The organism is Biomaibacter acetigenes, assembly GCF_003691585.1.
Classification (GTDB): Bacteria; Bacillota; Thermosediminibacteria; order Thermosediminibacterales; family Tepidanaerobacteraceae; genus Biomaibacter; species Biomaibacter acetigenes.
Window position 1 is genome coordinate 393,906 of record NZ_CP033169.1, and the last position, 13,644, is coordinate 407,549.

The 13,644-nt window shown below is 43.8% G+C and carries 12 protein-coding genes; 9 read left to right on the forward strand and 3 right to left on the reverse strand.

Going from position 1 to position 13,644, the window contains the following annotated elements:
- Positions 1-20 precede the first annotated feature (20 nt).
- From D2962_RS01885 to rho, 8 genes are all read left to right on the forward strand, one after another.
- The gene (locus D2962_RS01885) at positions 21-635 is read left to right on the forward strand and encodes a TetR/AcrR family transcriptional regulator (protein ID WP_120767819.1); all 615 of its coding nucleotides are present in this window, start codon (positions 21-23) and stop codon (positions 633-635) included.
- 149 nt (positions 636-784) lie between these two features.
- On the forward strand, positions 785-2,437 hold the full coding sequence (locus D2962_RS01890; RefSeq protein WP_122013936.1) for an S-layer homology domain-containing protein: 1,653 nt from the start codon (positions 785-787) through the stop codon (positions 2,435-2,437).
- A 114-nt stretch (positions 2,438-2,551) separates the two neighbouring features.
- Entirely contained in the window at positions 2,552-4,654 is a 2,103-nt protein-coding gene (locus D2962_RS01895; RefSeq protein WP_162991058.1) for an S-layer homology domain-containing protein, read from the forward strand.
- Positions 4,655-4,668: 14 nt separating this feature from the next.
- Complete coding sequence (locus D2962_RS01900) at positions 4,669-5,544, forward strand: S-layer homology domain-containing protein (RefSeq protein ID WP_122013938.1); 876 nt, start codon at positions 4,669-4,671, stop codon at positions 5,542-5,544.
- Positions 5,545-5,549: 5 nt separating this feature from the next.
- Entirely contained in the window at positions 5,550-8,531 is a 2,982-nt protein-coding gene (locus tag D2962_RS01905; RefSeq protein WP_122015703.1) for a S8 family serine peptidase, read from the forward strand.
- A 180-nt stretch (positions 8,532-8,711) separates the two neighbouring features.
- Positions 8,712-9,143, forward strand: coding sequence for a response regulator (locus D2962_RS01910; RefSeq protein WP_120767815.1), 432 nt, complete (start codon positions 8,712-8,714; stop codon positions 9,141-9,143).
- Entirely contained in the window at positions 9,104-10,057 is a 954-nt protein-coding gene (locus tag D2962_RS01915; protein WP_120767814.1) for a two-component system sensor histidine kinase NtrB, read from the forward strand. Before D2962_RS01910 ends, D2962_RS01915 begins: the two co-directional genes overlap by 40 nt.
- Before the next feature lie 239 nt (positions 10,058-10,296).
- The gene (gene rho / locus D2962_RS01925; RefSeq protein WP_120767813.1) at positions 10,297-11,562 is read left to right on the forward strand and encodes a transcription termination factor Rho; all 1,266 of its coding nucleotides are present in this window, start codon (positions 10,297-10,299) and stop codon (positions 11,560-11,562) included.
- A gap of 33 nt (positions 11,563-11,595) precedes the next feature.
- Here rho and D2962_RS01930 read toward each other — a convergent pair whose 3' ends face one another.
- The 3 genes from D2962_RS01930 to D2962_RS01940 form a co-directional block, all read right to left on the reverse strand.
- Positions 11,596-11,922 (reverse strand): MazG-like family protein, encoded by a 327-nt coding sequence (locus D2962_RS01930; RefSeq protein ID WP_122013940.1) that lies wholly within the window; start codon positions 11,920-11,922, stop codon positions 11,596-11,598.
- A gap of 5 nt (positions 11,923-11,927) precedes the next feature.
- Positions 11,928-12,389 carry a nucleoside recognition domain-containing protein gene (locus D2962_RS01935; protein ID WP_120767811.1) on the reverse strand — a complete coding sequence of 154 codons (462 nt, stop codon included), beginning with the start codon at positions 12,387-12,389 and terminating at the stop codon, positions 11,928-11,930.
- Between the two features lie 61 nt (positions 12,390-12,450).
- Complete coding sequence (locus D2962_RS01940) at positions 12,451-12,891, reverse strand: nucleoside recognition domain-containing protein (protein ID WP_122013941.1); 441 nt, start codon at positions 12,889-12,891, stop codon at positions 12,451-12,453.
- Between the two features lie 235 nt (positions 12,892-13,126).
- Between D2962_RS01940 and D2962_RS01945 the strand changes: the two genes are divergently transcribed.
- Complete coding sequence (locus D2962_RS01945) at positions 13,127-13,633, forward strand: DUF8052 family protein (protein ID WP_122013942.1); 507 nt, start codon at positions 13,127-13,129, stop codon at positions 13,631-13,633.
- Positions 13,634-13,644: the final 11 nt, after the last annotated feature.

The following is a 13,644-nucleotide window of genomic DNA, read 5'->3' on the forward strand; positions in this document are numbered from 1 at the left end:
GGGAGATGAGAATAAAATAAATGGAAACCGAAAGCAGATTTAGAGAAAGAAAAACTGAAAGGTATGAAGAAATTATCGAAGCAGCTTTTGAAGTATTTATAAAGAAAGGCTTTCACCAGACAAAAATGGAGGAGATTGCCCAGAAGGCGGGCATCGGAAAAGGCACCATATACGAATACTTTCCGGGCAAAAAAGAGCTTTTCTGCGGCATGGTGAAACAATGCATGACATGGTATTACGACTCCATAAAGCAAAGTGTGGAAGAGGGCGGAGATTTCAAGCAAAAACTTGAAAATATGATGGACACCCATATGAAATTTGCCACTCATGCTAGAAGCCTGGCGAACCTCATGTTCCATGACTTTGCATATATCAGCCGTGACCTTCACATGTGGATTATAGAAGGGCAGAAAAAAATGGTCAAGCTGGTGGAAGATGTTTTACAGCAGGGTGTTGACGAAGGCAGGCTGCGCCATGTTGATTTACACCTGGCGGCGGTGATGTTTCTGACTTCCTGGAGAATATTTTTTGCTGAGACTGTCTTTAATGATAATGATGATACTGAACTTTCTCTGGAAAAAATGAAAGAAAAAGCCCTGGACATTTTATTAAACGGCATATTGAAGAAAATGTAGCAGCAATATTACAACATTATTACAATACTGTTACATCTTCCAGATAACCTCATATTTTCCATATCTTTTACGATATTATATAATGAAAAAACAAATCCCTGTTCCGGAACAAGGGAAAAAAGAAAAAAATGGGAAATAGGAGGGTATGTATGAAGAAAATAACCGCGAGACTCACAGTCATGCTACTGGTAATGCTGATGGCTCTGACAATGGTGGTACCTGCCGCCTTTGCCAAAGGCGCCGAGGGAAAAAACTTCAAGGGTAACCTTCAGGGCAAAGCTCAATGGAAAATGGGTTTTTCGGATGTGGATGAGACCCTGGACTGGGCGAGAATGGCCATTGACAAAATGTATGCAAAAGGGATTTTCAAAGGCTATCCAGGAGATGTATTTAAACCTAGAAACAATATATCCAACCTGGAAGCCATTGTGATTGCCCTGAGAATCATGGGATGGGAGGAAGAAGTAGATGGAGTCAAAGTCCTTCCCAATTCAGTTAAGAACCTTCAGGTGCCGTGGTTAAAGGGATATTACTATATTGCGCTGGCAGTTCAAAAGGGCCTGGTGAAGCCCGATGAATTGAAAGGTTTCAACCCCAACGCTCCCGCAAAAAGATATGAGGTAGCAAGATATGTGGTAAGGGCCCTGGGTAAAGAAGCTGAAGCCCGGGAACATATGAAGGATAAGCTGTCCTTCAAGGATGCCAAAGCAATTCCCAAAGATGCCGTAGGATATGTATATGTGATAACAGATCTGGGTTTGATGAAAGGTGACGACAAAGGACTATTCAAACCCCAAAATCCTATCACACGGGCGGAAATGGCAGTGCTCGTCAACAGGCTTGACGGCACTCTGGAACCGGAAGACAAAAACGAACTGGTAGGCACTGTGGAAGATGTAAACATTGAGGAGCTGACCATAACCATAAAAAACAGTTTCGGCGAAAAGACCTATGATGTATTAAAAAATACGCCGGTTTACATCGATGGAAAGTACAGGGATATGGAAGATTTAAACGAGGGAGACAGAGTGGAACTGGTGCTGAATGACGACGGCGATGTGGTGTTTATTCAGGTGCTTGAAAAGAACGAAGAGCCAATCACTGTAAGCGCCAGGGGCCTTGTCACCGATGTGGATGAAGATGACAAAACCGTGTCACTGTTCACCTATGTTAAAGATAATGATAAGGGATTTGTGGGGATTCTGGAAAAGAATAATGTAGAAGGATGGCACTATGAACTTTCCACAGAAGCCGGCACCTTCGCACTCATCGGAGATACCGACGGATTGGAAGACTATGTGGGTAAAAGAATAGTTGTGGTGGGCACATTGAAAGCCCAGGCTTCCATATACATGAGGGGAGACCTCATAGAAGTGGAAGACTTTTACCCCGTAAAGACATCAAATGTGGTGACATTCAGGGTAAATGAAGACACCGAGATTACCGTCGATGGAAAAACAGCAGAGCTTTCTGACATAGAACCAGGCGACATGGCGGAGGTTAAAGCCCAGGATGGAACAGCCCTTGAGATTAAAGTTTACAGTTTCCGGGATAGAATACAGGACCGGGAAAGGGAAAGAAAAGAGATAAAAGATGGCAAATTAAAAGGAGAAGTAGTATCTCTCACACTCAGAACACAATGGGAGATAACCGTTGAAAATGAAGACGGGATATACACATTTGTACTGGACAGCGATGTAGACCTGGACAATATAGATAAAATTTCAGATATAAAGGCGGGCATGGAAATAGAACTGAGGATAAAGAACGGCAAAGTTACAGAGATAAAAGCCGAAGAATAAATATAAAAATAAGGAAAAGGGCGGAAATACCGCCCTTTTTTGCAAAAAAAGAAGGATATATCCTCTACATGTAGAATATAGAAAGTAGAATTTATGATGAGCGGAGGGAAACCCATGAAAAAACCGGGAATTTTATCAAAAAAAGTCTTTTCGGTGGTGCTTATTGCGGCAATCTTTACTATGATGAGTTTCAGCCAGGCCTTTGCGGTGAATTTGAAGTTTAAAGATATAACCGCATCAAAGTATGATTGGGCAAGACCTTACATAGAAAAAATGTACCTTTTCGGTATAGTGAAAGGTGTGGATGCCGCCGGAACAGAGTTTGCCCCGGATGACAGTGTAAAACGCGATGAAATCGTAACCATGATTATAAGGCTAATGGGTCTCGAGGAGGAAGCCAAAGGTAAAAATCTTCCGGCTGATTTCCCCAAAGCATTCACCGTGCCTATATGGGCCAGGGGGTATGTGGCCGAAGCCGTGGAAAAAGGTATAATTTCAGGCAAAGATTTGGAGGATTTCAGGGCAGAAGATCCGGCTAAAAGATACGAGGTAGCGGTTTTTGCGGTTAAAGCTCTGGGTCTGGAGGAAGAAGTTCAGAGCAGAAAAAACGTGGACCTGACCTTCACCGATACCTATGCCATTCCGCTGGAAGCCAGAGCTTATGTACAGGTTGCCGTGGAGAACGGCATAATAAAAGGGTTTCCGGAAGCCAACGGCCGCTTTAGTTTTAAACCCAATGACAAACTGACGAGGGCTCAGGCCGCCACCCTATTAAGCAACCTTTCGAAGAAAATGGACAACACCGATATGGTGGCCGGTACTGTAGAGGATGTAGACGCACTACTTCTTCCATCAATAATGATTAAACTTTCAAACGGAAGTTTTGAAACATACAACGTCAACACCTCCACATCCATATATAAGGAAGATGATAAAGGTTCTTTGAAAAAGATTGCTTTAAATGACATAAAAGTGGGAGATAATGTTAGAATCATTCCCGATACTTCGGGGGTTAAGCTGGCTTCTTACGTGGAGGTAACTTCAAAAGAGACTTCCACCGTATCTGAGGGAACCCCCATGGAAGGCACCATTAAAGATATAGACACTGCCCGCAGTATTTTAACTATGGAAAAATCCGGCGGCACGGATATAGTACTGTCCTTAAAGAACAATGTTAAAATTAACGTAGACGGCAAAACCGCTTTACTGAGCGACCTTGCCGTGGGGCAGCCGGTAAAAGTTTATGTGATAGGTACGGACATAGTAAAAATTGAAGCGCAAAATATTGAGAAAAAGATAAAAGGTATTTTAAGGTCCATTATTACTTCCACAAACAGCATCCTTATCATAGACAATGAGGATACCAGCAAGCGGGAAAGCTACACCATAAGCAGCAATGTCAGTGTCAAAAAAGACGGAAAAAGCGCCGGACTTTCAGATCTTATACCTGACGACATGGCCACCATAACCATCGCCGGAAGCAAGGTGGTTAAGATAGAAGCCGAAAGCGCCAGAAAAGAGGTCAGCGGCACCATCAAGGCCATCAGCTTTTCAGGAAAAAATCCTTTGATCACTATAGAAGATAAAGATGGAAATAATAGAGATTTTGAACTGGATAAAGATGCGGATATAAGGAAAAATAGCAGGTCTGCCGACATAAAGGACCTTAGAAAAGGTGACGAAGTTGACGTTACCCTGGAATACAACAAAATTGTTGAAATAAGTGCAAAGAGCGTAAAAAGGGATATCAGCGGCACGGTGAAAGTTATAACCATATCGGATACACCAGCGGTAACCATAACGGATGAAAAAGGTGAGGATTACACCTTCAATATCACCCCCGATACTGAAATAGTAAAAGACAGAAAGGAAATAACCGTATATGACCTGCGGGCCGGATATTATCTTGACATGGAAGTAGAAGGCGATGATGCTGTGAGCATCGATGTCACCACCCGGGAGGTTCAGGACAAGATTGAAGGCACGGTGCTATACATTCATAAAGATGCAAAAGTTATAGTAATAAGCGTAAAAAATGCGGATGGCACCAAAACCTCAAAGGAAATCCACTACACCGACGATACCGTATTTATGAAAGGTTCCAGTAAAATAAGCATTAGCAGGATTTACGAAGGAGACCAGGTAATTGCCACAGGGAAATATGACAGCGGCCTGTTTTTTGCGGATACCATCATAGATCTGACCATTTCCAACTGAGAAGAGGATGAGCCATGAAGACTCCAAAAGCCTCAAACAGACCGTCATTATTGACATTTGCATTCATGCTGGTATTGATTTACAGCATTGCTGCAAATCCTGAATATGTCTTTGCCCAGAGGCTTTCTGACATAGAGGGCAATTTCGCGGAAAGTGAAATCTCCATGCTCTTCGCCAGGGGCATTGTAACCGGAGCCGGGGCCAGGTTCTTTCCGGCAAGACCTGTGACAAGGGCAGAATTTGCAAAAATGCTTGTAACCACCCTGGGATATGGGGATGACGCTCGGGAAATTCAAAATTATTCAGGAGCGTTTTCCGACATTGACGGACACTGGGCGGCGGGTTATATAACAGAGGCATGGGAACTGGGCATAGTGAAAGGCGAAGGTGGTCGCTTCTATCCCGACAGGAGCATAAATCGGGCCGAAATGGTGGCGATGCTCCTCCGGGCTTTTAATGTGAAGGAAGGCAATGATGGTGAAAAAAGCCAGCAGGTACTTGAAAAATTCAGGGACAGGTCCTGGATACCAGTATGGGCCGCACCCTATGTAGCTGCTGCCGTCGAAAAAGGGATAGTAAAAGGCACACCGGAGGGGCGGTTCGAGCCCCTCCGGCCGGCTGCCAGGGCTGAAGCGGCAAAAGTCCTGGCGGCTATAGCTGCTAAAAAAGGATATATATATGACTACTTTGGTCTGCTTACGATAGCCGATGATAAACCGGGAGAAATAAATATAACAATAAATGGCAGTCCTGTGACATTCCGGTTGTCTCCAGACGCGGCAGCCTATAAAGGAGAGGAAAAAACGGACATAAAGGATTTAAATGGGAACAAGGTTTTTGTAATAGTAAATAACGAAGAAGTGGAATTTATTAAATATATCGAGGAATGATTACCATGCTCAGAAAATTGCAAATAATAATCATAATTTTAATGCTGTTATCACCTGTTCAGGTGCATGCCCAGGAAGAGGCAAATTTTGATGTAAATGCGGGAATGAAGGAAGCCCTGAGAGTTATAAGAGCGGATGTTTTCAGGGAAAATACAGGCGCTGATGGCCGTGGAATCAAGGTGGCAGTAATAGACACGGGAGTTGATGTCAGCCACCCCGACCTTCAAAAGACACCTGAAGGAAATATAAAGATAGTGGATTATGCGGATTTCACCGATGAGGGTCGTGTGGATACGAAATATTCCGTAGCTGCCGGGGGAAATACCGTGTCAGTTGAAGGCAAAGAATTTAATGTGGCCGGGATAATATCCAAAAGCGGAAAATTTCATCTGGGATTTTTGAAGGAAAGCCAGCTCAACGAGAGGGGATACATAAATCAGGACCTGAACAGGGATGGAGACAACAATGATTCCTTCGGTGTGCTGATCACAGATCCCATACTGCCGGGAATATACGATACCGTCTACGTGGATGGCAACCTGAATTCCAATTTTACCGATGACAAACCCTTAAAAGTATACAACAGAGGATTTCAATGGGCGAACTTTGGTAAGGATAACCCCGACACCGATTATGTTGAAGAATCGTCTTTTGTGGTTTCGGAAATAAGTCCCGGAGGAGATTTGGTAAGGCTGAGTTTTGATGGCAATGGTCACGGCACCCATGTAGCGGGGATAATAGGTGCCTACGGGACCCTAAAGGGTACCGCCCCGGGTGTGCAAATTCTGGCCATAAAGGCTCTGGGTTCCTCGGGAGATGGAAGTTGGGACAGCATCGCCAGCGCGGTGGATTACGCCAAAAAACACGGCGCCGACATTATAAACATAAGTATAGGCAATATATCATCTTCCGGAGAAGAGCAGATGGCACAGTCCAGACTTCTTAAAAAAATATCGCTTGACAGGAAGACACTGGTGGTAATGGCAGCGGGAAATACGGGACCAGGCCTTTCCACTGCCGCCGATGCCGGCGACAGTGGAAGTGTTATAACGGTGGGAGCCTATATGTCCTCTGCTCTCTGGAATATAAACTACAATGCACAGGTTCCTGGAGAAACCCTGTGGTACTTTTCGGGCATGGGCCCGGCCTCCAGCGGTTCCCCCTTACCTTCGGTGGTGGCTCCCTCCAGTGCTGTTTCCACAGTGGCAAGATGGGACAGCGGGGGATATTTTTTAATGGACGGCACGAGTATGGCTGCCCCTTTTGTATCAGGCAGCGCTGCACTATTACTGCAGAAAGCCCGGACGGAAGGCATATCCGTTTCTGCTGCAGCCTTAAAAAAGTCCCTGGAGAAGGGGGCAAGAAAGATAGATGGCTATGCTCCGGTAGAACAGGGAAATGGCCTGATAGATGTTGTTAAATCATGGGATATATTGAAAAACAACAGCCTGAAAGATCTTAACATCCGGCAGGTGGAAATCAAGCTGCCGGAAAGCCCGGGGTATAAGGGTGGAGTATTATTAAGAAATAAACTTGCGGGTAAGATAGGCATACTTTTGACCAACCTGTCCGATTCTCTTTTGAAATTGAAACTGGAGTCAGATCCGGGCTGGGTGAGGCTGAACAAAGATTATGTGCTTCTTCCCAGAGGTAAACCCCGCGAGATAATGCTTTCTTATGATTTTCCGAAACAACCCGGCCTTTACACTGCCAGGACAGCAGGATATTTAAAAATAGGTGAGAGTCCTGCGGTAGACTTTATCACCACAGCAGTGGTGCCATATAACCTGGCAAGTTCCGATTCTATGAGCTTTAAAAATTCTCTGCTGCCCGCCAGGTGGTACCGCTACTTTTTCAAAACTGCACCGGGAATGTCTGAGGTGAATTTCAGCCTTACTATATTGAAGGAAAAAAATAATGCTATCGGTCGGGGCCTTTTTTACATATACGCTCCTGACGGGCAAAAGGTGTTTGAAGATTATGCCGGATCGGATTATATGGCTTCACGGGATAGAGTGGCATTTACGGCAAAAAATCCGGCTCCGGGAGTATGGGAAGTCGTGGTAGTATCTGATTACAATTTGTCCGATTTTGGAGCGGACAGGACGTCCTATAACCTGTCAGTATCAGCATCGGGAGCTTTTACCGAAAGTGACTATGTGACTTTGTCCGCTAAAAAGGGACAAAAACAAATTTCCCGGGAAATATTGTTGAAAAATGGCAACAAAGCCTTTCGGGGACATGTGATAGGATTCGGCCTGGCAGAAGAAACCCGGGATATCGTGTCAAATCAGGTAGAGGTAAAGCAGGGAGAACTTACCTCCGGACCGGCTTTTACGGTGCCACCGGATGCCATGAGCCTAAATATTGAAGTGGAGCCCGTGGGGACTTTTAGCGGAGATGTGGACCTTTACCTGTATAAGAAGAACGATAAAACCGGCAAGTATGAGGAAGTCGCGTCCTCGGCAAGAGTCGATGTGGCAGAGGAGAAAATCAAGATGGTAAGGCCGTCGCCGGGAGAATATATCGCATATATTGATGGTTTTTCCATCCCCGGAGGTAATGCCGAGTTCAGGATAAAAAGACAGGTTCTGACGGACCGTAAGGACATTGCTGTTCAAGACCCTTTGACAGCGCATCCACCGGGGATGTCCTGGAAGGTAAAACTGAATATAAATGTGCCCGAAAGCGGAACAAATTTTATAGGATATCTTGCTGTAAAAGATGAAAGCGGGAATGAATCATCCTGGATTCCAGTAAAGCTCAGAGTGCAGGACCGGGAACTTCTGGTGCAGGTAATACCTGGAGGTAGCATCACCGTTCGGGAAAAAGATACCCTCAAACCGGTGGACACCAGCATCATTATAAATGGTATGGCATACCCGGTTAAAAAAGGAAGTGTCCGAATCCCGGAGCATGTCAAAATCAAGTCCCTGGAAATATATGATGACCGATATACTCCTGTTATCATACGGTATGAACAGTAGTATATAAAACATATTTTTATTAAAATTGCAAATAAATCATAGATGAAAGAAGGAAAAATTATGTTTGTATAGAATAATATTAATTGTATTTATCCGATTATTCTGGGGGTGGTGAATTCAAAAGCTAGAGAAAGTATATGGCGTAGATAAAGATTTGCCGATAAAGGGGGATAGAAGTCCTTGGAAAGATGCAAGGTGATGGTTGTGGACGACCAGCTATGGGTAAGGACCATGTTGCTGGAAGCTCTTAGCTCTTCGGGATATTTGACTTTTGGGGTCTCTAATGGCAAGGACGCTTTAAAAATGGTGCATCAGGAGAAGCCAGATATAGCCCTAATCGACATGACCATTCCGGGAATCGACGGCTTCACCCTTTTGGCACATTTAAAAAAGGAAAAACCCGATGTGGCCGCCATTTTTATGTCCGGTTCTTCCGATATGGAGTATATAGACCGGGCCAGAAGAGAGGGAGCCTCCGGTTTTCTTGTTAAACCTTTTGATATGGAGGAATTGAAAAGTGTATTAGAAGAACTTTCGACAACTTTAGATCTGGCATCGAGAGGGGAAGACAGATGGGAGAAGGATTCCGGGATGGGACCAATGATTTCGTGAAATATGCCAAAGCATTTGAGGAAATGTTCACGGATAATATACATACCATCAGTGAGGATCCGCCGATTCTGGTCAAAGAAGGAAAACATGTGGTGTACCTTGAAAATGAGAGTGACGATCATGATGAAAAAGAGCCTCTCGTTTTTGATGTCACTACTTCTCTGGTGGAGGATTCCGGTGGTAAACTTGGGGCTATAATAACTTATGAAGATAAAAATGAGCTTGAAAAGCTTCGTAAAAATATATCACGGCTGGAAAATATGACAGTAATGGGGGAACTGGCCGCCAGTGCTGTCCATGAAATAAAAAACCCCATTTTTTCCATCAGGGGTTTTTTGCAGCTTCTTGAAAGCAGCCTGATGCATGACGATAAACGAAGAGAATATACGAAAATCATGGTCAATGAACTTGACCGCCTGGCCAAGCTCGTAGATGATTTTCTGGCATTGACAAAAGAGCAGAGAAAAAAGTATGATAATATTTTTATAGATAAAATGTTAAAAGAAATCATCAAACTATTTAAACCCCGGTTTGATTTAAAGGGTATATCATGTCATATTAAGGCAGATGAAAAAACAATCCCGGTTTATATAGATGCGGACCAGTTAAAGCAGGTTTTCATAAATATCATTCAAAATGCCATTGATGCAATGCCATCAGGTGGAAATATTTATATAAATGTATACTCGGGAGTCAATACGGTAATAACGGAGATAAAGGATGATGGAACCGGTATAAAGAAAGAGAATATGAGCGAAATTTTCAAGCCTTTTTTTACCACGAAAGAAAGTGGTACAGGCCTTGGTTTATACATATCCAGAAGGATTATATCAAGTTTTGGAGGCACAATAAAATTTGAGTCTGAAGAAGGCCGTGGGGCAACATTTATTATAGAATTGCCAGGAGTAATTTAGATTTGGCCCGATAATGCAAACTTATCAAATATTGACGTTATAAGATATAAATGGTATAATAACTAACAAAAGGCAAATCCTCCTCGGTGTATCTATAAAAAGGAGGCCCGGCTGTGGGTCTCCTTTTTTAAAAATTTTTTTCGGGTGAATATTTTTCCCCTCCGTGCGCATAATCTTTGATAGAACCACACCTATCAGCTTTTCCCGCATAACTCCGTCAGAAGAAAAGGAGTGAAAATTTGTTAATTACAGAACTTGAGAAGAAAACCATAGCTGAACTACATGAAATTGCAAAGGAGAAAAAGATACCTGGATATTACAAGTACCGCAAGCGTGAACTCATAATCAAGATCATGGAGACCTTGGCCGAAGAACCCGGGGATACTATGGCCGAAGGCGTCCTGGAAGTTCTACCTGATGGATATGGTTTTTTACGCATTGAAAATTACCTGCCGTCAGATGATGACATATATATATCTCCATCTCAGATCCGCCGCTTCCACTTAAGAACGGGTGATATGATTTCCGGAAAAATAAGGCCTCCTAAAGAAGGGGAAAAATACAGGGCCATACTGCAGATATCCGAGGTCAATGGCCTGGATCCGGAACATGCAGTGGGGCGTTTCCACTTCGACTCGCTGACTCCCATCTTTCCCCAACCCCGGTTAACCCTTGAAAATGACCCCCAGGACCTTTCCACCAGGATCATAGATATCATTTCTCCCATAGGAAAGGGCCAGCGGGCCCTCATAGTTTCTCCACCTAAAGCAGGCAAGACCATGATGCTTAAAAAAATCGCCAACAGCCTCACTAAAAACCATCCGGATGTGCAGCTAATTGTTCTTTTAATAGATGAAAGGCCTGAAGAGGTCACCGATATCAGGCGTTCCGTGGATGGCGAAGTGGTAAGTTCCACCTTTGATGAACTTCCCGAAAACCACCTGAGGGTGGCGGATATGGTCTTGGAAAGGGCCCAAAGGCTGGTAGAAAGCAGGAGGGATGTGGTAATCCTGCTGGACAGCATTACACGCCTGGCCAGAGCCAATAACCTGGTGGTTCCTCCTACCGGCAGGACATTATCCGGCGGGCTGGACCCCAGCGCCCTACACAAGCCCAAGAGATTTTTCGGGGCAGCTCGAAATATTGAGGAGGGCGGAAGCCTCACCATAATTGCCACGGCTCTGGTGGAGACCGGTAGCCGCATGGATGATGTCATATACGAGGAATTTAAGGGCACCGGCAATATGGAAATCCATCTGGACAGGAAACTTTCCGAGCGCAGGATATATCCAGCCATAGACATAAAAAAATCCGGTACTCGCCGGGAAGAATTACTTTTATCAAAAGATGAACTGGAAGCGGTCTGGGTCTTGAGAAAAGCCCTGGCACCGCTGGATACTGTGGAAGCTGCCTCGACACTCATCAGCCGCCTGAAAAGGACCAAGACCAACCGGGAGTTTTTTGAAAATCTTGCCGCCACGGTAAACGAACTCCAGCTCACATAAATAAAAGAACTAGCGAGAACCATCTCGCTTGCACTAAAATAAATATCCCTTTGATTTCAATTTCTGGATATGCTGCTCAATCTTTTCCTCCAGGTCAATGTTATAATTTTCTTCCAGCACGAACATCATGGAAACGGCCACCTGGGCCACATCTAGAAGTTCCCTGGCCATCCTGTCCACCGCTTCTTTTTCCTCCATCCTAATTTTTTCACCGCTCCGGCCCCGGAATTTGCCAATGGCCTGAGCCAGCTCTCCGGCTTCCTCCATAAGCTTCAGAGCAGTGGATTCAAGAGTGGGAGTTAAGCCATTCAGTTTTGGCAAACTAATGACCTTGAAGCTGTTTCTGCCTTGTTTGTTCATATTAGTCACCCTACTTTTTGTGATATTATTTCGTCCTGGTTCTTTATAAGCCGGGAAGCAAGGAAAGTAAAAAATGCCGCCACCAGAAGGCGGGTTATAAGGAGAAGTGTGCCGCTGGCACCAAGGGCCATAAATATGGCCGTATCCTCAAAAACTGCGTGAGCCGAAACCAGAAAATAAGTAATGAGATAAAGGTCCCTTTTTGGGAGGTTGTCTTCCCGGGATGACCGAAAGATGACACCGGCTCCGTAAGATAGCCCTATGATGATTCCTATCACCAGCGGAAATCCCGACTCTTTTTTCATGCCATATATTTTAACCACAGGAGAAAAGAGGTCCGCAATTTTATTCAGGATCCCCATGTCTTTCAATATTTCCATGAATACCATGAGCGGGATTACAATAGTGGCGATTTGTTTTACCGACATGAAACTGCCCACTGCAGCTTCCTTTAAAATATCAACCATTTCAGTTCCTCCATAGAAAGTAACTAATGAGTCAGGGTGAGTCAGAGAACCGTCCCCTGACTCACCCCAATATAAGGTTGAATGCTATCCCCGACAAAATTGCAAGTCCTGCCCTCACGGCGATGACATTGATGGCTGAAAGGCCTATTTTTTTTGCCAGGGCAGTTTCCACAGGCAAACTATGACAGAAGGAAAGCATGATGGCCAGTACGGTGATTTCTTTTAAAGTGAGGGAAAGGGAAACCATTGCTCCGATGGCCGCATACAGGTTGACCACATTGCCCAAAACAAGGACAATGGCGGCTTTTCCGGGCAAACCGAAAACTCTCATCAATGGTGAAAATAAGCCGGATATAATGTCGAGCACAGGAGTGTGTTTTAAAAAAGTAACAACAAAATAGATGGGTATGACGATCCGTGCCAGTTGCCAGGTTACATCAATACCGGCCAGCAGTCCCCTCTTAATAGTGCCGGTAGAGAGAGATTTTTGAGCGTTTTGCAAGAAAAGTACCCCCGATTCATAGCTGTATTTTATCTAATAATCAATTATAACATATAATGTCAGGTATAGGAATATGGAAATCAATTTCCTCAAATTACCGTTTGGGGATAAATTTAGACCGTTCAGCATGAATTTTATACCGTTAAAAGTGATATTTAACAACATTTATATTTTCGGACGTATAATATATTTAATAATATATAAAATATTCGGCTAAGTGCGGAGTGAAAAAAGTATGATTCCGGATAAATATCTTGATATTCTGGAGAAAAGGCATAGAAAATTTTTCGATGTTTATAGGAATCACCGAATTGGTGACATGATTTTGGACCTATATACGGAATTCCATGTTAAAAATGAAAGGTTTTTTTTCATAGATGTGCTGGACGTGTATGAAGCCCATGAATACCGTTTTGTAAAAAGCTTTGCATCTCTGGAATTGCAAGATATAGAGGGTTTCACCGAATGGATGAAAGGTGAAATAGAAAATCTGGTAAAACCCGATACCACACACATGTGCACTACATTGACGGGGGTAATTATAGCGGAAAACGGTATAGATCCGAAGGTCGAAAAATATATAAACAGATATAAATACACCCGATATTTTAATTTTGGTATAAAAGGGTGGTGTGACATAAGGCTTATCGGGGTGGATGGAGTTTCTGACAGGGTTGTGGCAAATAAAAAAGGAAGAGAGGTGATCAAGGATTTTGAACCTGTCCTGCCACCTCCCGGTTAGATTAATAAAAA